25 protein-coding genes are annotated in these 16,927 nt (G+C 64.5%); 5 read left to right on the top strand and 20 right to left on the bottom strand.

Annotated features, from left to right (window positions below):
* Positions 1-11: 11 nt before the first annotated feature.
* The 19 genes from rpsN to rpsL form a co-directional block, all read right to left on the bottom strand.
* Positions 12-317 carry a 30S ribosomal protein S14 gene (gene rpsN / locus AC1RM6_RS03530; RefSeq protein WP_493098208.1) on the bottom strand — a complete coding sequence of 102 codons (306 nt, stop codon included), beginning with the start codon at positions 315-317 and terminating at the stop codon, positions 12-14.
* 32 nt (positions 318-349) lie between these two features.
* Positions 350-934, bottom strand: coding sequence for a 50S ribosomal protein L5 (rplE, locus tag AC1RM6_RS03525; RefSeq protein ID WP_493098207.1), 585 nt, complete (start codon positions 932-934; stop codon positions 350-352).
* The gene (gene rplX, locus AC1RM6_RS03520) at positions 927-1,244 is read right to left on the bottom strand and encodes a 50S ribosomal protein L24 (RefSeq protein WP_493098206.1); all 318 of its coding nucleotides are present in this window, start codon (positions 1,242-1,244) and stop codon (positions 927-929) included. The genes rplE and rplX overlap by 8 nt, the downstream gene beginning before the upstream one ends.
* A complete protein-coding gene (rplN, locus tag AC1RM6_RS03515) occupies positions 1,244-1,615 on the bottom strand; it encodes a 50S ribosomal protein L14 (protein WP_011952186.1) in 372 nt (123 codons plus the stop codon). The genes rplX and rplN overlap by 1 nt, the downstream gene beginning before the upstream one ends.
* Before the next feature lie 20 nt (positions 1,616-1,635).
* Positions 1,636-1,896: a 30S ribosomal protein S17 gene (gene rpsQ, locus AC1RM6_RS03510; protein ID WP_493098205.1), complete on the bottom strand. Its 261-nt coding sequence runs from the start codon at positions 1,894-1,896 to the stop codon at positions 1,636-1,638.
* Between the two features lie 13 nt (positions 1,897-1,909).
* Entirely contained in the window at positions 1,910-2,113 is a 204-nt protein-coding gene (gene rpmC / locus AC1RM6_RS03505) for a 50S ribosomal protein L29 (protein WP_493098204.1), read from the bottom strand.
* Positions 2,114-2,116: 3 nt separating this feature from the next.
* On the bottom strand, positions 2,117-2,548 hold the full coding sequence (gene rplP, locus AC1RM6_RS03500) for a 50S ribosomal protein L16 (RefSeq protein ID WP_493098203.1): 432 nt from the start codon (positions 2,546-2,548) through the stop codon (positions 2,117-2,119).
* A 63-nt stretch (positions 2,549-2,611) separates the two neighbouring features.
* Positions 2,612-3,307, bottom strand: a complete 696-nt coding sequence (gene rpsC / locus AC1RM6_RS03495) for a 30S ribosomal protein S3 (RefSeq protein WP_493098202.1) — start codon at positions 3,305-3,307, stop codon at positions 2,612-2,614.
* Position 3,308: 1 nt separating this feature from the next.
* Positions 3,309-3,692 carry a 50S ribosomal protein L22 gene (gene rplV, locus AC1RM6_RS03490; protein ID WP_493098201.1) on the bottom strand — a complete coding sequence of 128 codons (384 nt, stop codon included), beginning with the start codon at positions 3,690-3,692 and terminating at the stop codon, positions 3,309-3,311.
* Complete coding sequence (gene rpsS / locus AC1RM6_RS03485) at positions 3,692-3,967, bottom strand: 30S ribosomal protein S19 (RefSeq protein ID WP_493098200.1); 276 nt, start codon at positions 3,965-3,967, stop codon at positions 3,692-3,694. Before rpsS ends, rplV begins: the two co-directional genes overlap by 1 nt.
* Before the next feature lie 2 nt (positions 3,968-3,969).
* Positions 3,970-4,806, bottom strand: a complete 837-nt coding sequence (rplB, locus tag AC1RM6_RS03480) for a 50S ribosomal protein L2 (RefSeq protein WP_493098199.1) — start codon at positions 4,804-4,806, stop codon at positions 3,970-3,972.
* Positions 4,807-4,819: 13 nt separating this feature from the next.
* Positions 4,820-5,134, bottom strand: a complete 315-nt coding sequence (locus AC1RM6_RS03475) for a 50S ribosomal protein L23 (RefSeq protein WP_493098198.1) — start codon at positions 5,132-5,134, stop codon at positions 4,820-4,822.
* A complete protein-coding gene (rplD, locus tag AC1RM6_RS03470; protein WP_493098197.1) occupies positions 5,127-5,753 on the bottom strand; it encodes a 50S ribosomal protein L4 in 627 nt (208 codons plus the stop codon). The genes AC1RM6_RS03475 and rplD overlap by 8 nt, the downstream gene beginning before the upstream one ends.
* Positions 5,754-5,755: 2 nt before the next feature.
* A complete protein-coding gene (rplC, locus tag AC1RM6_RS03465) occupies positions 5,756-6,508 on the bottom strand; it encodes a 50S ribosomal protein L3 (protein ID WP_493099524.1) in 753 nt (250 codons plus the stop codon).
* 277 nt (positions 6,509-6,785) lie between these two features.
* The gene (gene rpsJ / locus AC1RM6_RS03460; RefSeq protein ID WP_011952197.1) at positions 6,786-7,097 is read right to left on the bottom strand and encodes a 30S ribosomal protein S10; all 312 of its coding nucleotides are present in this window, start codon (positions 7,095-7,097) and stop codon (positions 6,786-6,788) included.
* A 141-nt stretch (positions 7,098-7,238) separates the two neighbouring features.
* On the bottom strand, positions 7,239-8,429 hold the full coding sequence (gene tuf, locus AC1RM6_RS03455; RefSeq protein ID WP_493098196.1) for an elongation factor Tu: 1,191 nt from the start codon (positions 8,427-8,429) through the stop codon (positions 7,239-7,241).
* Between the two features lie 76 nt (positions 8,430-8,505).
* Positions 8,506-10,581, bottom strand: coding sequence for an elongation factor G (fusA, locus tag AC1RM6_RS03450; RefSeq protein WP_493098195.1), 2,076 nt, complete (start codon positions 10,579-10,581; stop codon positions 8,506-8,508).
* A 63-nt stretch (positions 10,582-10,644) separates the two neighbouring features.
* A complete protein-coding gene (gene rpsG / locus AC1RM6_RS03445; RefSeq protein WP_493098194.1) occupies positions 10,645-11,115 on the bottom strand; it encodes a 30S ribosomal protein S7 in 471 nt (156 codons plus the stop codon).
* Between the two features lie 12 nt (positions 11,116-11,127).
* Positions 11,128-11,499 carry a 30S ribosomal protein S12 gene (rpsL, locus tag AC1RM6_RS03440; protein WP_493099522.1) on the bottom strand — a complete coding sequence of 124 codons (372 nt, stop codon included), beginning with the start codon at positions 11,497-11,499 and terminating at the stop codon, positions 11,128-11,130.
* A gap of 276 nt (positions 11,500-11,775) precedes the next feature.
* Between rpsL and AC1RM6_RS03435 the strand changes: the two genes are divergently transcribed.
* Positions 11,776-12,117, top strand: a complete 342-nt coding sequence (locus AC1RM6_RS03435; RefSeq protein WP_493098193.1) for a lysozyme inhibitor LprI family protein — start codon at positions 11,776-11,778, stop codon at positions 12,115-12,117.
* Between the two features lie 12 nt (positions 12,118-12,129).
* Here the strand turns inward: AC1RM6_RS03435 and AC1RM6_RS03430 are convergent, their stop codons facing one another.
* Positions 12,130-13,086: a cation diffusion facilitator family transporter gene (locus AC1RM6_RS03430; RefSeq protein ID WP_493098192.1), complete on the bottom strand. Its 957-nt coding sequence runs from the start codon at positions 13,084-13,086 to the stop codon at positions 12,130-12,132.
* Between the two features lie 91 nt (positions 13,087-13,177).
* Here AC1RM6_RS03430 and AC1RM6_RS03425 point away from each other — a divergent pair, with 91 nt between their 5' ends.
* From AC1RM6_RS03425 to AC1RM6_RS03410, 4 genes are all read left to right on the top strand, one after another.
* Positions 13,178-14,581, top strand: a complete 1,404-nt coding sequence (locus AC1RM6_RS03425) for a L,D-transpeptidase family protein (RefSeq protein WP_493099520.1) — start codon at positions 13,178-13,180, stop codon at positions 14,579-14,581.
* Between the two features lie 206 nt (positions 14,582-14,787).
* Positions 14,788-15,423: a murein L,D-transpeptidase catalytic domain family protein gene (locus tag AC1RM6_RS03420; protein WP_493098191.1), complete on the top strand. Its 636-nt coding sequence runs from the start codon at positions 14,788-14,790 to the stop codon at positions 15,421-15,423.
* A 101-nt stretch (positions 15,424-15,524) separates the two neighbouring features.
* Positions 15,525-16,517: a D-alanyl-D-alanine carboxypeptidase family protein gene (locus tag AC1RM6_RS03415; protein WP_493098190.1), complete on the top strand. Its 993-nt coding sequence runs from the start codon at positions 15,525-15,527 to the stop codon at positions 16,515-16,517.
* Positions 16,518-16,625: 108 nt separating this feature from the next.
* Positions 16,626-16,868: a hypothetical protein gene (locus AC1RM6_RS03410; RefSeq protein WP_493098189.1), complete on the top strand. Its 243-nt coding sequence runs from the start codon at positions 16,626-16,628 to the stop codon at positions 16,866-16,868.
* Positions 16,869-16,927 lie beyond the last annotated feature (59 nt).

Raw genomic sequence — 16,927 nt, 5'->3', positions numbered from 1 at the left:
TCTTGATTTCCTTACCAGCTCGACTTCGTAACGCCGGGGATCAGGCCCTTGTTGGCCAGATCGCGCAGCTGAATACGGCACAGCCGGAACTTGCGGTAATAAGCGCGGGGACGGCCGGTCAGCTCGCAGCGGTTGCGGACCCGGGTCGGGTTCGCATTGCGCGGCAGTTCCGCCATCTTGAGACGTGCGATCAGACGCTCGGTCTCATCGTTGCTCTTGTCGTTCGCGACGGCCTTGAGCCGCGCGTACTTGCCCGCATAAGCCTTGACCAGCTTCTTGCGCTTTTCGTTCTTATTGATCGAACTCAGTTTCGCCATGACTTAAGTTCTTCCTTTCTCAAGCAGACCGCTTACGCGGCCTGCTTCTGATCCTGATTTTCCACCGGGAAGGGGAAGCCGAAGAGGCGAAGCAGCTCGCGCGCCTCATCATCGGTCTTCGCCGTGGTGGCGATGATAACGTCCATGCCGCGCATCTGATCGACCTTGTCATAGCTGATCTCCGGGAAGATCAGCTGCTCCTTGAGGCCGGTCGCATAGTTGCCGCGACCATCGAACGACTTGGGATTGAGACCCCTGAAGTCGCGGACGCGCGGCAGCGCGATCGTGACGAAGCGGTCGAGGAACTCGTACATGCGCTCGCGGCGGAGGGTGACCTTCGCGCCGATCGGCATGCCCTCGCGCAGCTTGAACTGCGCGATCGACTTCTTCGCCTTGGTGACCACGGCCTTCTGGCCGGCGATCAGGGTCATCTCGGCCGCAGCCTGCTCGACCTTCTTCTTGTCCTGGGTAGCCTCACCAACGCCCATGTTCAGGACGATCTTGGTGATCTTCGGCACTTCCATGACGTTCTTGTAGCCGAACTTCTCGGTCATCGCCTTGACGATCGTCTCGTCATAGAGCGCGCGGAAGCGAGGCGTGTAAGCGGCATCAGCCATTGATCGTCTCCCCGGTCTTGACGGCCACGCGGACCTTCTTGCCGTCCTGGATCTCGAAGCGAACGCGCGTCGGCTTGCCGTCGGCGGTCGCGATCGCGACCTTCGAGACATGCATCGGCGCTTCGATGCGCTCCAGGCCACCCTGCGGATTGAGCTGGGTCGGCTTCTTGTGACGGGTCGCGACGTTCACGCCCGACACGACGACCTTCGAGTCCTTGGGGAAGGACTTGACGACTTCGCCGGTCTTGCCCTTGTCCTTGCCGGACAGGACGACGACCTTGTCGCCCTTCTTGATCTTAAGAGCGCTCATTACAGCACCTCAGGCGCAAGCGAGATGATCTTCATGTGGTTCTTGGCGCGAAGCTCGCGAACCACCGGACCGAAAATGCGCGTGCCGATCGGCTCGCCCGAGTTCTTGTTGATCAGAACCGCGGCGTTGCCGTCGAAGCGGATCGTCGAACCGTCGGGACGATGGATGTCCTTGGCGGTACGCACGATGACCGCACGATGCACGTCACCCTTCTTCACTTTGCCGCGCGGCGCCGCTTCCTTGATCGAGACGACGATAACGTCGCCCACGGTCGCGAAACGGCGCTTGGAACCGCCCAGCACCTTGATGCACTGCACCCTCTTGGCACCGCTGTTGTCAGCGACGTCGAGGTTCGTCTGCATCTGGATCATTGTTCAGACCCTTCCGTCTATCAGGCGTGGGATGGCGTCGCGTGGGTATCAACCCGCTCGATCACCTTCCACGACTTGAGCTTCGAAATCGGCGCGGTCTCTTCGATGCGCACCGTCTCACCCTCGCGAAACTCGTTGGTCTCGTCGTGGGCGTGATACTTCTTCGACCGCTTGATGATCTTGCCGTAGAGCGCGTGCTTCACACGACGCTCCACTTTAACGACCACGGTCTTGTCGGTCTTGTCGGAGACCACCGTTCCGGTCAGCACGCGCTTCGGCATGGCTGGGCTCTCCTTACTTGGCAGCCGCAGCGGAACGCTGCGTCTGCACGGTCTTGATCTGAGCGATCGTGCGGCGAACTTCGCGCACGCGGCTCGGCTTCTCCAGCTGGCTGGTGGCCGCCTGGAAGCGCAGGTTGAACTGCTCGCGCTTCAGCTCCGTCAGCGAGGCTGCGAGCTGGTCATCGGTCTGGCCGGTGAGTTCAGCAATCTTCGCCATCTCTTACTCTTCCTCGTACACGGACTCGCCGAAGCGGGCGACGACCTTGGTCTTGATCGGCAGCTTCTCCATCGCGCGCTCGAAGGCGACGCGAGCGAGCGGACCGGGGACACCGTCCAGCTCGAACAGGATACGGCCTGGCTTCACGCGGGCTGCCCAGAATTCCGGCGAACCCTTACCCGAGCCCATGCGGACTTCGGCGGGCTTCGACGAGACCGGCACGTCCGGGAAGATGCGGATCCACAAACGCCCCTGGCGCTTGATGTGACGCGTGATCGCGCGGCGAGCCGCTTCGATCTGGCGGGCGGTGATCCGGTCCGGCTCGAGAGCCTTGAGACCGAATGCGCCATGGTTCAGCGTCGCGCCGCCGGGCGCGTTGCCATGGATGCGGCCCTTGTGGGCCTTGCGGAATTTAGTGCGCTTTGGTTGCAGCATTTTCTATCGCCTTCTGACACCGATTGTCCGGTCGATCAGGCGACGCTGATAAGGGGAAACCCCTTATCGCGCCGGCCGGACCCCCGACGTCTGAGCTTCCATCATGAGCCGATCCTGAGCGAGCGGGTCATGGCCGAGGATCTCACCCTTGAAGATCCAGACCTTGATGCCGCACACACCGTAGGCGGTGTGGGCTTCGGCTTCGGCATAGTCGACATTGGCGCGCAGGGTGTGCAGCGGCACGCGGCCCTCACGATACCATTCGGTGCGCGCGATCTCCGCGCCGCCGAGACGGCCGGCGCAGGTGATCCGGATGCCTTCCGCACCCAGACGCAGCGCCGACTGGACCGCGCGCTTCATCGCGCGGCGGAAGGCGATACGACGCTCGAGCTGGTCGGCGACGCCCTGGGCGACGAGCTTCGAATCGATTTCCGGCTTGCGGATCTCGACGATGTTGAGGCTCACTTCCGACGACGTCATCTTGCCCAGCGCGCGGCGGAGCTTTTCGATGTCGGCGCCCTTCTTGCCGATGATGACGCCCGGACGGGCGGCATAGATCGAGATACGGCACAGCTTGGCCGGACGCTCGATCACGACCTTCGAGATCGCGGCCTGCGGGATCGCCTTCATGATGTGCTTGCGGATCCGCAGATCCTCGAGCAGCAGACGACCATAATCGGCGCCGTCGGCGTACCAGCGGCTGTCCCAGGTGCGGTTGATCTGCAACCGCATGCCGATCGGGTTGGACTTCTGACCCATATTATTCAGCCTCTTCCTGCTGCTCGCGCACGACGACACGGAGACGCGCGAACGGCTTGATGATGCGGGTCGACTTGCCGCGGCCGCGGGTGGCGAAGCGCTTCATGACGATCGACTTGCCGACCGAAGCTTCCTTCACGACGAGCGCGTCGACGTCGAGGTTGTGGTTGTTCTCGGCATTGGCGATCGCCGAAGCGAGCACCTTGCGCACGTCGAGGGCGAAGCCCTTCTTCGAGAACGACAGGATGTTCAGCGCGTCGCCGGCCTTCTTGCCGCGGATGAGACCCGCGACCAGATTGAGCTTGTACGGGCTGCCGCGGAGGGTGGTGGCGACCGCAAGGGCCTCCTTCTCACCGACGCGGCGCGGAGCTGCAGGCTTCGACATCAGCGCTTACCCTTCTTGTCGGCGGCGTGGCCGGGGAAGAAGCGCGTCGGCGCGAACTCACCCAGCTTGTGACCGACCATGTCCTCGTTGACCGCCACCGGCACGAACTTGCGGCCGTTATAGACGTTGAACGTCAGTCCAACGAACTGCGGGAGAATGGTGGAGCGACGCGACCAGGTCTTGATCGGAGCGCGCGCGCCACTGTCCTGTGCGCCTTCCGCCTTCCGCAGAAGGTGGAGATCGACGAACGGACCTTTCCAGACGGAACGGGCCATGATTACCTCTTCTTCTTCGCGTGGCGCGAACGGATGATGAACTTGTCGGTCGACTTGTTGGAGCGCGTACGCGCACCCTTGGTCGGCTTGCCCCAAGGCGTGACCGGATGACGGCCGCCCGAGGTCCGGCCTTCACCACCGCCGTGCGGATGGTCGACCGGGTTCTTGGCGACGCCGCGGGTCAGCGGGCGCTTGCCCAGCCAACGGTTGCGGCCGGCCTTCGCCAGGTTCTGGTTGGCGTTGTCGGGGTTCGACACCGCACCGACCGTGCACATGCAGTCCGCGCGGATGTAGCGCTGCTCGCCCGAGTTCAGGCGAACCATCACCATGCCCTTGTCGCGACCGACGACCTGCACATAAGTGCCGGCCGCGCGGGCGATCTGACCGCCCTTGCCCGGCTTCATCTCCACATTGTGGACGATGGTGCCGACCGGCGCCTGGCCGATTTCCATCGCGTTGCCCGGCTTGGTGTCGGTCTTCTTGGCGGCGACGATGACGTCGCCGATCGCAAGACGCTGCGGCGCGATGATGTACGACTGCTCGCCGTCCTCGTAGTTGACGAGGGCGATGAACGCCGAACGGTTGGGATCATATTCCAGACGTTCGACGGTCGCGGGCTGGTCCCACTTGCGGCGCTTGAAGTCGACGATGCGATACTTCTGCTTGTGGCCGCCCGCGATGCCGCGCGCAGTCGCGTGGCCCATGTTGTTGCGGCCGCCCGACTTGTGCTTGCCTTCGGTGAGCGCCTTGACGGGCTTGCCCTTCCAGAGGCTCGACTTGTCGACGAGGATCAGGCCGCGGCGGGCCGGGCTCGTCGGATTATAATGCTTGAGTGCCATGATGCCCCGAGCCTCAAATACCGGTGGTGACGTCGATCGACTGGCCTTCGGCCAGCGTCACAATCGCCTTCTTGACGTCCGAACGCTTGTAGGGCGTGCCCTTCCAGCGCTTGGTCTTGCCCTTCACGACGATCGTGTTCACGCCCTTGACGGTAACGTTGAACAGCGCTTCGACGGCCGCCTTGATTTCCGGCTTGCTGGCATCGCCCGCAACCTGGAACACCACGGCGTTGTGCTCGGAGAGCAAAGTCGTCTTCTCGGTGATGTGGGGCCGCAGCACCACGTCATAGTGGCGGTTGTCCACCACAGCTTGCTGAGTCTTAGCCATTGAAGCGCGCCTCCAGCTTCTCGACCGCGGCGCGCGTCAGCACCAGCGTTTCATGCTTCAGAATGTCGTACACATTGGCACCGACGGCGGGCATCACGTTGAGCTTCGGGATGTTCGAAGACGCCAGCGCGAAACCGGTGTCGACCATGTCGCCGTCGATCACGAGCGTGGTGTTGCCGAAGCCGAGCTTGCCGATCTGCGCGAGCAGAGCCTTGGTTTTGGCTTCGGAGACGGTCAGCGTGTCGAGAACGACCAGCTTGCCATCCTTGGCCTTCGACGACAGCGCCATCTTCAGGCCGAGCGCACGAACCTTCTTGTTCAGCGACGGGTTGAAGTCGCGAACGCGCGGACCATGAGCCTTACCACCGCCGATGAAGACGGGAGCGCGGCGATCGCCGTGACGGGCGGTACCGCCGCCCTTCTGGCGACCGAACTTCTTGCCGGTGCGGGCGACGTCCGAGCGCTCACGGGCGGCGCGGGCGGTGCCGCGGCGCTTTTCGAGCTGCCAGGTGACGACACGATGCAGAATGTCGGCGCGGGGCTCGAGGCCGAAGACCTCGTCGTTGAGCTCCAGGTCGCCGGCGGCTGCCGCGTCGAGGGTCTGAACCTTAATCTTCATGATCAGCCCTCCTGGCCATCGGTCGCTTCGGGAGCGACATCGGCCGGAGCCTCGGCCACTTCGGAAACATTGCTGTTGGCCGCGGCACGGATGCCGGCGGGATAAGGCGCATCGGCCGGACGCGCGATCTTCACCGAATCCTTGACCAGCAGCCAGCCACCCTTCGAGCCCGGAACCGAACCCTTGACGTACAGGATGCCGCGCTCGGCATCGGTCTGGACGATCTCGAGGTTCTGCTGCGTGCGGTTGGCGGCGCCCATGTGGCCGGCCATCTTCTTGTTCTTGAAGACCTTGCCCGGATCCTGGCGCTGACCGGTCGAACCGAGCGAACGGTGCGAGACCGAAACGCCGTGGGTCGCGCGCAGACCGCCGAAGCCCCAACGCTTCATGCCGCCCTGGAAGCCCTTGCCCTGGGTGCTGCCCTGGATGTCGACATACTGGCCCGCGACATAATGGTCGGCGGTGATTTCCGCACCGACGTCGAGCAGGCCATCTTCCGACACGCGGAATTCGGCGACGAAAGCCTTGGGCTCGACTTCGGCCTTGCCGAAGTGGCCGCGCTGCGGCTTCGCGACATTCTTTGCCTTGGCCGAGCCGGCGCCGAGCTGGACCGCGACATAGCCGTCACGATCCTGTTCGCGGCGCGCCACGACCTGGACATTCTCAAGCACCAGAACGGTAACCGGCACGTGCCGGCCATCATCCTGGAACAGGCGGGTCATCCCCATCTTCTTAGCGATCACGCCAGTGCGCATGATCCGTTCCTTCCAAACAGAGGCTCGCGTTAGCGGCGAGCGTGCCAACGAAAAAAGCTCCGGCACTCGCCGAAGCTTCCAGCCCAATTAAAATACAGCCCCCGCCCGGGCTCGGTTTTCCGCATTGCTGCGAATGGCGGGGACTCGGGCACCAGCGGAGCTGGTCGGTATCCCTGTCTATTCCGTCGTCCGGAGATCGATCCCGCCGGACCAACCGGACGGGAGAAACCGAAACGACTAGCGCGGGAGCGATTCGCCCCCGTGCAGTGCCGGCCTCTTAAGCCAGTTTGATCTCAACATCAACACCTGCCGCGAGGTCGAGCTTCATCAGCGCGTCGACGGTCTGCGGGGTGGGCTGGACGATGTCCAGGAGGCGCTTGTAGGTGCGCACCTCGAACTGCTCGCGCGACTTCTTGTCGATGTGCGGGCCGCGGTTCACGGTGAACTTTTCGATGCGCGTGGGCAACGGGATCGGGCCACGGATGAGCGCGCCGGTGCGGCGGGCGGTGTCGGCGATGTCGCCAGTGGCCTGATCGAGCACGCGGTGATCGAAAGCCTTCAGACGAATACGGATATTCTGCGTTTCCATGGTCCCTACCGATGCGAAAGAGCCGTGCCTGCGAAAGATAAGGCGACCGTTTCGGCCGCCTTCACCTCATCGCGAGGCAAAAATAGTCATTAAAAAGCGCACCGCCCGACTCCCTGGGGAATCGGGCGGTGCAGCCCTATATTACTTCGAGATCGAGCTGACAACCCCGGCGCCGACGGTGCGGCCACCTTCACGGATCGAGAAGCGCAGGCCCTCTTCCATGGCGATCGGGGCGATGAGCTTGACGCCGAGCTTCACGTTGTCGCCGGGCATGACCATCTCGGTGCCCTCGGGCAGCTCGACGGTGCCGGTCACGTCGGTCGTGCGGAAGTAGAACTGCGGACGATAGTTCGCGAAGAACGGCGTGTGACGGCCACCCTCTTCCTTCGACAGGACATAGACTTCCGACGAGAAGTCGGTGTGCGGCTTGATCGAGCCCGGCTTGCAGAGAACCTGGCCGCGCTCGACTTCCTCGCGCTTGATGCCGCGGATGAGCGCACCGATGTTGTCGCCGGCCTGGCCCGAGTCGAGCAGCTTGCGGAACATTTCGACGCCGGTCACCGTGGTCTTGGCGGTGTCCTTGAGGCCGACGATCTCGACTTCCTCACCGACCTTGATCATGCCGGTCTCGACGCGGCCCGTGACGACGGTACCACGGCCCGAGATCGAGAACACGTCTTCGATCGGCATCAGGAACGGCTTGTCGAGCGGACGCTCCGGCTGCGGGATGAACGTGTCGACGGCTTCCATCAGCTTGAGCACGGCGTCATGGCCGATCTCGGGCTTGGTGCCGTTCAGCGCGCACACGGCCGAACCCTGGATGACGGGGATGTTGTCGCCGTCGAAATCGTAGGACGACAGCAGCTCGCGGATTTCGAGCTCGACGAGCTCGAGGATCTCGGCGTCGTCGACCAGGTCGACCTTGTTCATGAACACGACGAGCTGCGGCACGCCGACCTGGCGGGCAAGCAGGATGTGCTCGCGGGTCTGCGGCATCGGGCCATCGGTCGCCGAGACGACGAGGATGCCGCCGTCCATCTGCGCCGCACCGGTGATCATGTTCTTCACATAGTCGGCGTGGCCCGGGCAATCGACGTGCGCATAGTGACGGGCAAGCGTCTCATACTCGACGTGCGCGGTCGAGATGGTGATGCCGCGCTCGCGCTCTTCCGGAGCCTTGTCGATGTTCGCATAGTCGACGAAGGTCGCGCCGCCGGTCTCGGCGAGAACCTTGGTGATCGCTGCCGTGAGCGAGGTCTTGCCGTGGTCGACGTGGCCGATGGTGCCGATATTGCAGTGCGGCTTGTTCCGCTCGAACTTAGCTTTCGCCATTTTCTCTACCTTCTTCTCGAATCAATTTCGGGACGCGCCGCCCGATGCGGACGCGCCCATAACCAACAAATTTGGATTACGCCAGCTTTGCCTTGACCTCTTCGGCCACATTCGCCGGCACTTCGTCATAATGCGAGAACTGCATCGTGTACTGCGCCCGGCCCTGGGTGAACGAGCGGAGCTGGTTCACATAGCCGAACATGTTCGCCAGTGGAACCATCGCCTCGACGACCTGGGCGTTGCCCCGGCTGTCGGTGCCCTGGATCTGGCCACGACGGCTGTTCATGTCGCCGATGACGTCGCCCAGATAATCTTCCGGGGTCACGACCTCGACCTTCATGACCGGCTCGAGGATCGTGATGCCGGCCTTCTGGGCGGCTTCACGCATGCCGCCGCGACCGGTGATCTCGAACGCCAGCGCCGACGAGTCGACGTCATGGTAGGCGCCGTCATAGAGCGTCGCGGTGAAGTCGATGATCGGGAAGCCGATCAGCGAGCCCGAGGCCGCGATTTCACGGATGCCCTTCTCGACCGACGGGATATATTCCTTCGGAATATTGCCGCCCTTGACCTCATCCTTGAAGATGACGCCCTGGCCGCGCTCGCCGGGTTCGACCGAGAACTTGATGCGGCCGAACTGGCCCGAGCCGCCCGACTGCTTCTTGTGGGTATAGTCGACGTCGACCTTGCGCTTGATCGACTCGCGATACGCCACCTGCGGCGCACCGATGTTCGCCTCGACCTTGAACTCGCGCTTCATGCGGTCGACCAGGATCTCGAGGTGAAGCTCGCCCATGCCCTTGATGATGGTCTGGCCGCTCTCGTTGTCCGAAGACACGCGGAACGACGGATCCTCGCGGGCGAGACGATTGAGCGCGACGCCCATCTTCTCCTGGTCGGCCTTGGTCTTGGGTTCGACCGACAGCTCGATCACCGGCTCCGGGAATTCCATGCGTTCGAGGATGATCGGCGCGGCCTGCGAGCAGAGCGTGTCGCCGGTCGTGGTATCCTTAAGGCCCGCCAGAGCGACGATGTCGCCGGCATAGGCTTCCTGGATGTCCTCGCGGCTGTTCGCATGCATCAGCAGCATGCGGCCAACCTTTTCCTTCTTGTCCTTCACCGAGTTGAGCACGGTGGTGGCCGAGTCCAGCTTGCCCGAATAGATGCGGGCGAAGGTCAGCGTGCCGACGAACGGATCGTTCATGATCTTGAAGGCGAGCGCCGACATCGGCGCATCGTCCGCGGCCGGACGGCTGTCGGGGGTTTCCCCGTCGAGCTTCAGGCCTTCGACCGGCGGAATGTCGAGCGGCGAAGGCAGATAGTCGACGACGCCGTCGAGCAGCGGCTGCACGCCCTTGTTCTTGAACGCCGAGCCGCACAGGACGGGGACGAACGAGAAGTTCAGCGTACCCTTGCGGATCAGCGCCTTCAGCGTCGCGACGTCGGGCTCATTGCCTTCGAGATAGGCTTCCATGACGTCGTCGTCCTGCTCGACCGCCATTTCGATCAGCTCGGAACGAGCGGTCGCGGCAGCGTCGGCCAGGTCGGCGGGAATGTCCTGATATTCGAACTTCGCGCCCAGCGACTCCTCGAGCCAGATGATCGCGCGGTTCTCGACCAGGTCGACGAGCCCCTTGAAGCCGCCTTCGATGCCGATCGGCAGATAGAGGACGGCCGGACGCGCGCCAAGGCGGTCCTTGATCATGTCGACGCAACGCTCGAAGCTCGCGCCGGTGCGGTCGAGCTTGTTGACGAAGCACATCCGCGGAACCTTGTACTTTTCCGCCTGGCGCCACACCGTCTCCGACTGCGGCTCCACGCCGGCAACGCCGTCGAAGCACGCAACCGCGCCGTCGAGCACGCGCAGCGAACGCTCGACTTCGATCGTGAAGTCGACGTGCCCGGGGGTGTCGATGATGTTGATGCGGTGATCGTTCCAGAAACAGGTCGTCGCGGCCGACGTGATCGTGATGCCGCGCTCCTGCTCCTGCTCCATCCAGTCCATCGTGGCGGTGCCCTCATGGACCTCGCCGATCTTGTAGGACTTGCCGGTATAATAAAGGATGCGCTCGGTCGTCGTCGTCTTGCCGGCGTCGATGTGCGCCATGATGCCGATGTTGCGATACTGCGCGAGCGGGTGGCTGCGGGCCATGATCTTGAAACTCCGATGTCGGGAACGGGCCGAGGCCCGCTCCCGACTATATGGGAAGGATTTTTACCAGCGGTAGTGCGAGAAGGCGCGGTTCGCTTCCGCCATGCGGTGCGTGTCCTCGCGCTTCTTCACCGCGTTGCCGCGGTTGTTCGCCGCATCGAGCAGTTCGCCCGACAGACGTGCCGACATGGTGGTCTCTGAACGCGCACGCGCGGCCGAGATCAGCCAGCGGATCGCCAGCGCCTGCGAACGGTCCGGACGGACCTCGACGGGGACCTGATAGGTCGCACCGCCGACGCGGCGGCTGCGGACCTCGATGCCCGGCTTCACATTGTTCAGCGCGTCATGGAACACGCCGATCGGCTCGCGCTTGGCGCGGGCTTCGACGGTTTCCAGGGCACCATAGACGATGCCTTCGGCAGTGGACTTCTTGCCGTCGAGCATGACGGAGTTCATGAACTTCGAGAGAATGACATCTCCGAACTTCGGATCGGGGAGAATTTCGCGCTTCTCGGGGCGACGACGACGTGCCATTTGCTTCTATCCTTACTTCGGACGCTTCGCGCCGTACTTCGAACGGCTCTGCTTGCGGTCCTTGACACCCTGGGTGTCGAGCACGCCGCGCAGAACATGGTAGCGCACGCCGGGAAGGTCGCGCACACGGCCGCCGCGGATGAGCACCACCGAGTGCTCCTGCAGGTTATGGCCTTCGCCCGGGATGTAGCTGATGACTTCGCGCGAGTTGGTCAGGCGGACCTTGGCAACCTTGCGAAGCGCCGAGTTCGGCTTCTTCGGCGTCGTCGTGTAGACGCGCGTGCAGACGCCGCGCTTCTGGGGGTTCTTTTCCATCGCAGGGACCTTCGACTTGGTCTTCTGCGGCTCCCGACCCTTGCGGATCAGCTGATTGATCGTTGGCATGAAGCCCTTCACCTCTAAGAGAGTTACTTTACCGATGCCCGAATTGCGTTCTGTCCGATTCCGCTGAAAGCGGACGAACGAAAATGCACAAAAGCCCCGGCGGTCATCACGACCTCCCGGGCCTTCCCTCGCATCAGCAATGTTCAAGCTCGCTCCACGGCGGACGAACCACCCCGGAGCAGGGCGCGCCTATATGCGAGGAGTCGCACGAGGTCAACCGCGATGCTGCGCCACCCAGCGCATGGAACGCCGCCCGATATGGGCGGTTCTGCCGTGATGCCCCGCCCGCTCCTCTTCGCCGCCCTCGCCGCCATCGCCCTGCCGGCGCACGCCGCGAGCTTCGACTGCACCCGCGCCGCCAGCCCCGACGAGAAGGCCGTGTGCCGCTATTGCGCACTCAACGACCGCGACGTCCGGCTGGCGACGCTCTATGCGCTCGACCTGCAGCTGGTGCCGATGGGATCGCGCGACGCGATCCGCGACCGGCAGGCGGCCTGGCTCGCGACACGCCACGCCTGCGGCGCCGGCTATGCCTGCCTGTCCGCGGCCTATGACCGCCGCATCGCCGAACTCCAGTCGATCATCGACACCCGGGTCTATCCGCACGGCCCCTTCTGACGGCCGATCCGCTCAGGGGTTGGCCGCCGGCACCGAGTCCGAATCCGGCCCGGGCTTCGCCTGGGGCTTGATGTAGATCGCGCGGATCGACGGCCAGCGCGCGCGCAATTCGGTTTCGGCCTCGCTGATCATCGCCTCGACCCGGCCGACCGGCACCGTGTCGACGAAATCGACCGAGAGACCGAGGAAGATATTGTCGGGGCCGATATGGACGGTGGTGATCTCGTTGACCCCCGAGACCTCGGGCCGCCGGTCGATCGCGGCGCGGACCGCGGCGACCATCACCGGATCGGCCGGCTCGCCGATCAGCAGATCCTTCGATTCGCGCGCGAGAAGGATCGCCACCGTCGCCAGCGCGAGCCCGATGACGATCGAGGCGACGCCGTCATAGCGCGCGTCGCCGGTGACGACGCTCGCCGAAATGCCGATCCCGGCGACGACCAGGCCGAACATCGCCGCCGAATCCTCGAACAGCACGATGAAGCTCGACGGATCCTTCGACCGCCGCACCGCCTGCCACCAACCCTGCTCGCCCTTGGCATCGCCGAACTCGCGCACCGCGATCCACCAGCTCGTCCCCTCGAGCAGCAGCGAGATGCCGAGCACCAGATAATTGACCCACACCGATCGCACCGGCTCGGGATCGATGATGTGGAGCACGCCCTCGTAGATCGACAGCCCGGCGCCGGTCGCGAAGATCAGAATCGCGACGACGAAGCTCCAGAAATAGAGCTCGCGTCCGTAACCGAGCGGGTGCAGGGTGTCGGGGGGCCTAGCCGAGCGCTTCTGCCCGTAGAGCAGCAGCAACTGGTTGAGGCTGTCGACCACCGAATGAAAACCCTCGGTGAGCATCGCCGACGATCCGGTGAATGCCGCGGCGACGAACTTCGCCACCGCGATCCCCAGATTGGCGCCCAGCGCCGCATAGAGGACGAGCTTGCCGCCATATTCTCCGGTCTCGGTGGCCATCGTCATCCTTTTGCGCGGCGCGCAAGCTGCGCGCCCTGGCCGCTTCTAACCCGTTGCCCCGCCATGCGATCCCGAAAGTTGCGGCGCCGGCATATTTTCCATTGACCCATTCGGAAAAAGGTTCCATCAGGCAACCCTGCTATATTTCTATGCTGGGCCGGATCGGTTTGGCTTCATCTCCGTTTCATGGCGTGACCACCAGGGAGGTCCGCCATGTTCGAGTATCGTACCCCATCCGCTCTTTCGTCCGTCCGGACTCGCCGCTCCTCCGACGCTCCGCCGATCGGCGCTGCGCTGGAGCGCCGCGCTGCCGATCCTCGCGGTCGCCGCCCTGCTCCGCGGCAATGCCCCCGCGCTCGCGCAGGACGCCGCCACGCCGGCCCCGGTCGCCGCGGCGACGGCACCCCAGCCCGAGGCGCGCTGGTCGAAATCCAACGCCAAGGCGCTGCTCAAGGTCGTCGAGGCCTCGGCCGAGGAAGGCCTCAACCCCGCCGACTATCAGGTCGGCGCGCTCCGCGCCGCGATCGATGCCGATCAGAAGGGCCCCGTGCTCGATGCCGTCGCCGACGCCAGCGCCCGCCGGCTCGCGCACGACTATGCCGACGGTCGGATCGACGACAAGGCGGCGTTCGACTGGTACCTGCCCGCCCCCGCTGATCCCAACACGATCGAGACCGGCCTGACCCAGGCGCTCGATCGCAATGCGGTCGACACGTGGCTCGAGGCACTCCTGCCGAGCAACGACCAGTATCGCGCGCTCAAGGCCGCTTATGCCGATGCCAGCGGCGCCGACCGCGAGCGGCTGCGCACCAATCTCGAGCGCTGGCGCTGGATGCCGCGCGATCTCGGTGACCGCTATATCTATGTCAACGTCCCCTCATACCGTCTGTCGGTGATGGACGGCGATCGCGAGGAGGCGAACTACGTCGTCGTCGTCGGCGCCCCTAAGACCCCGACCCCGCAGCTCGCGCTCCAGGCGCAATCGGTGGTCGCCAATCCGAGCTGGACGCTGCCGCCGAGCGTGCTCAAGGAGGGCCGCTGGCAGAACAAGGGCTTCAAGGCGACCAAGATCGCCGGCGGTTATCGCGTCGTACAGGCGCCCGGGCCGACCAACGCGCTCGGCCGGATCAAGATCGACATGCCCAACCCGCACGCCATCTATCTCCACGACACCCCCAACAAGGCGGCGTTCGGCAAGGACATGCGCGCGCTCAGCCATGGCTGCATCCGCGTCCAGAACATCGCCGAGCTCGCCGCGACCCTCTATGGCGGCAGCGAACTCGATACGGCGCTCCAGGATCCGCACAAGACCAAGGTCCTCCAGCTCCAGCAGAGCATGCCGGTCTACATCGTCTACTTCACCGCGGTGGCCGAGGATGGCGGCGTCCGCTTCCTCGACGACCCTTATGGCCGCGATGCCAAGCTGTCGCAGCGGCTCGGCACCCCGATGCAGATGGCGATGGCCGGCGGCGCGCCCCGCGCGGCCATCCACTGATCCGATCATCCCGCTGCCACGCCGGTGGCGGGATAATATTGCGGAGATGGAATTAAGGGTGATTAACCCTCTTCACGACGAGATGTGCCCCATTTGCGGTCAAACCGCCATATCGGGCGGAACAAACGTCCACTAGCAGGTCGAAATCGTTAACTCTTTAGCCTAAATTACTCGCATTGTTAGCGTATGAGCGGGTTGGGCACAGAGTGAACGAACTGATCGACACGCCGGTTAGCCGGCGCGGGTTGCTGGGTGCGGGTTTCATCGGCGGGGCAGCCCTGCTGACCGGAGGCAAGGCTTTTGCCGCTCCGATCGGCCAGAGCGGCCTACGCCCCGAAGTGCGGACCCGGGCGCTGGCGGCGATGAGCCGCAACATCGGCCGCATCAAATGCCGCGACGTGATCGGCATCTGCGATTTCGACGACGTCTCGGCCAAGCCGCGCTTCCATCTGCTCGACGTCGCCTCGGGCAGGGTCGAAAGCCTGCTCGTGGCCCATGGCCGCGGATCGGATCCCGCGCACACCGGCATGCTCCAGCGCTTCTCCAACGCGATGGGGTCGGCCGCCTCGTCGGACGGCGCCTATGTCACCGCCGAGGAATATTTCGGCAATCATGGCCGTTCGCGCCGGATCGACGGGCTCGACCCGACCAACAGCAATGCCCGCGCCCGCGCGGTCGTCATCCACGGTGCCTGGTACGCCGAAAAGGACATGATCGCCCAGCATGGCAAGCTCGGCCGCTCGGAAGGCTGCTTCGCCTTCGGCGCAAGCAACCTGTCCTATGTGATGGATCGGCTCGGGCCCGGCCGCCTGATCTACGCCGACAAGGTCGACCGTGCCTAAAATGAGTCGAACCGCACCCGGGCACCGGTGCGGTCGATTGCAGGCATCGGAATTTTCCTTCAGAATCAAGCCTATCTGGTCGATAACAAAGGGGACTGGATATGGCGAAAATGCCATATAGCGTGCGCGTCGATTTGCCCCGCAGCATCACCCGCCTCGCCGCCGCGATCGGCCTGGCACTGGCACCCGCGCTCGTCATCGCGCCCTCGCCCGCCTTCGCGGTCAGCCCGCTCGGGCCGCCGCGCTTCTCGGCGGTGCTGATGAACGCCGACACCGGCGAGATCCTGTACCAGGAACAGGGCAGCGCGATCCGCTATCCGGCGTCGATCACCAAGGTGATGACGCTCTATCTGGTGTTCGACGCGCTCGACGCCGGCCGCATCCAGCTCACCGACCGGGTCATCGTCTCGCGCCATGCGGCGTCGCAGAAGCCTTCCAAGCTCGGCCTCGCCCCCGGCCAGTCGATCAGCGTCGCCGACGCGATCGGCGTGGTCGCGGTCAAGTCGGCCAACGACATCGCGGTCGCGCTCGCCGAGAAGATCGGCGGCACCGAGACCAATTTCGCCCGGCTGATGACCGCCAAGGCGCGGTCGCTCGGCATGCGCCAGACCGTGTTTTCCAACGCCAGCGGCCTGCCCGATCCGGCGCATTTCACCTCAGCCAACGATCTCGCGATCCTGTCGGCGGCGCTGCTGCGCAACCACCGCGACAAATATGGCTATTTCAGCGAGCAGAGCTTCAGCTACGGGCGCCAGCGCATCGCCAACCACAACAAGCTGCTCGGCCAGTTCGTCGGCCTCGACGGGATCAAGACCGGCTTCACCGTCGACAGCGGCTTCACCCTCGCCGCCTCGGCGGTGCGCGGCGGCCAGCGGCTGATCGCGATCGTGCTCGGCGCGCCGTCGAGCTGGCAGCGCAACCGCGACATCACCGCCCTGCTCAATGCCGGCTTCACCGCGCTCGCGATCCGCGCCAGCGGCCGCCCCGACGACATGCCCGCGCTGCTCGCCTCGCAGGGCTTCGCACTCAACCGCAGCCTGCGCCCGCTGCCGGCGATGGCGGTGCAGCCGGTCGAGGAAGGCGACGCCGAGTAAGCGGCCGCAAGCTGTACGTCAGATTACAACCGCGTTCAGGCCGGATTCGTCGCCGACACGCTACCTCTGATTCTGCCCGATCCCCCCGGGCGGAAAGAGGATGATGATATGAAGCTCACCCATATGTTCGCCGCCGTCGGGATCGCCGTCGCGGCCATCGGTGCGTCGGCGCCCGCCCAGGCCCGCGACTGGCATGACAGCCGCTATGACGACCATCGCCGCGGCGACCATCGCTGGAACGACGATCGCCGCTGGCAAGACGACCGTCGCGGCTGGTATGGCAATGGCCGCCATCACCGCCATTGCTGGATGGAATGGCGCCACCACCACCGCGTCCGCGTCTGCCGCTAACCCTCGCGGGGAGCGGTTCGCGCTCCCCGCCTTCCGGCCGCGGCGATCCTGCGCTAACC

Source organism: Rhizorhabdus sp. GW822-FHT03C02, from assembly GCF_058801765.1.
This window is presented reverse-complemented; position numbering and strand designations above follow the sequence as displayed.

Excerpts from the sequence above, each read along its gene's own strand:
- rpsS (WP_493098200.1), bottom strand. The coding sequence starts at position 3,967 with ATGGCCCGTTCCGTCTGGAAAGGTCCGTTCGTCGATCTCCACCTTCTG.
- AC1RM6_RS03435 (WP_493098193.1), top strand. The coding sequence starts at position 11,776 with ATGCCCCGCCCGCTCCTCTTCGCCGCCCTCGCCGCCATCGCCCTGCCG.
- rpsJ (WP_011952197.1), bottom strand. The coding sequence starts at position 7,097 with ATGGAAACGCAGAATATCCGTATTCGTCTGAAGGCTTTCGATCACCGC.
- rplE (WP_493098207.1), bottom strand. The coding sequence starts at position 934 with ATGGCTGATGCCGCTTACACGCCTCGCTTCCGCGCGCTCTATGACGAG.
- AC1RM6_RS03410 (WP_493098189.1), top strand. The coding sequence starts at position 16,626 with ATGAAGCTCACCCATATGTTCGCCGCCGTCGGGATCGCCGTCGCGGCC.
- rpsC (WP_493098202.1), bottom strand. The coding sequence starts at position 3,307 with ATGGGTCAGAAGTCCAACCCGATCGGCATGCGGTTGCAGATCAACCGC.
- AC1RM6_RS03415 (WP_493098190.1), top strand. The coding sequence starts at position 15,525 with ATGGCGAAAATGCCATATAGCGTGCGCGTCGATTTGCCCCGCAGCATC.
- rplX (WP_493098206.1), bottom strand. The coding sequence starts at position 1,244 with ATGAGCGCTCTTAAGATCAAGAAGGGCGACAAGGTCGTCGTCCTGTCC.
- rplC (WP_493099524.1), bottom strand. The coding sequence starts at position 6,508 with ATGCGCACTGGCGTGATCGCTAAGAAGATGGGGATGACCCGCCTGTTC.
- tuf (WP_493098196.1), bottom strand. The coding sequence starts at position 8,429 with ATGGCGAAAGCTAAGTTCGAGCGGAACAAGCCGCACTGCAATATCGGC.
- fusA (WP_493098195.1), bottom strand. The coding sequence starts at position 10,581 with ATGGCCCGCAGCCACCCGCTCGCGCAGTATCGCAACATCGGCATCATG.
- rplD (WP_493098197.1), bottom strand. The coding sequence starts at position 5,753 with ATGAAGATTAAGGTTCAGACCCTCGACGCGGCAGCCGCCGGCGACCTG.
- rplP (WP_493098203.1), bottom strand. The coding sequence starts at position 2,548 with ATGCTGCAACCAAAGCGCACTAAATTCCGCAAGGCCCACAAGGGCCGC.
- rplV (WP_493098201.1), bottom strand. The coding sequence starts at position 3,692 with ATGTCGAAGCCTGCAGCTCCGCGCCGCGTCGGTGAGAAGGAGGCCCTT.
- rpsG (WP_493098194.1), bottom strand. The coding sequence starts at position 11,115 with ATGGCACGTCGTCGTCGCCCCGAGAAGCGCGAAATTCTCCCCGATCCG.
- rpsN (WP_493098208.1), bottom strand. The coding sequence starts at position 317 with ATGGCGAAACTGAGTTCGATCAATAAGAACGAAAAGCGCAAGAAGCTG.
- AC1RM6_RS03430 (WP_493098192.1), bottom strand. The coding sequence starts at position 13,086 with ATGGCCACCGAGACCGGAGAATATGGCGGCAAGCTCGTCCTCTATGCG.
- rpsL (WP_493099522.1), bottom strand. The coding sequence starts at position 11,499 with ATGCCAACGATCAATCAGCTGATCCGCAAGGGTCGGGAGCCGCAGAAG.
- AC1RM6_RS03475 (WP_493098198.1), bottom strand. The coding sequence starts at position 5,134 with ATGGCTAAGACTCAGCAAGCTGTGGTGGACAACCGCCACTATGACGTG.
- rpmC (WP_493098204.1), bottom strand. The coding sequence starts at position 2,113 with ATGGCGAAGATTGCTGAACTCACCGGCCAGACCGATGACCAGCTCGCA.
- rplN (WP_011952186.1), bottom strand. The coding sequence starts at position 1,615 with ATGATCCAGATGCAGACGAACCTCGACGTCGCTGACAACAGCGGTGCC.
- rplB (WP_493098199.1), bottom strand. The coding sequence starts at position 4,806 with ATGGCACTCAAGCATTATAATCCGACGAGCCCGGCCCGCCGCGGCCTG.
- rpsQ (WP_493098205.1), bottom strand. The coding sequence starts at position 1,896 with ATGCCGAAGCGCGTGCTGACCGGAACGGTGGTCTCCGACAAGACCGAC.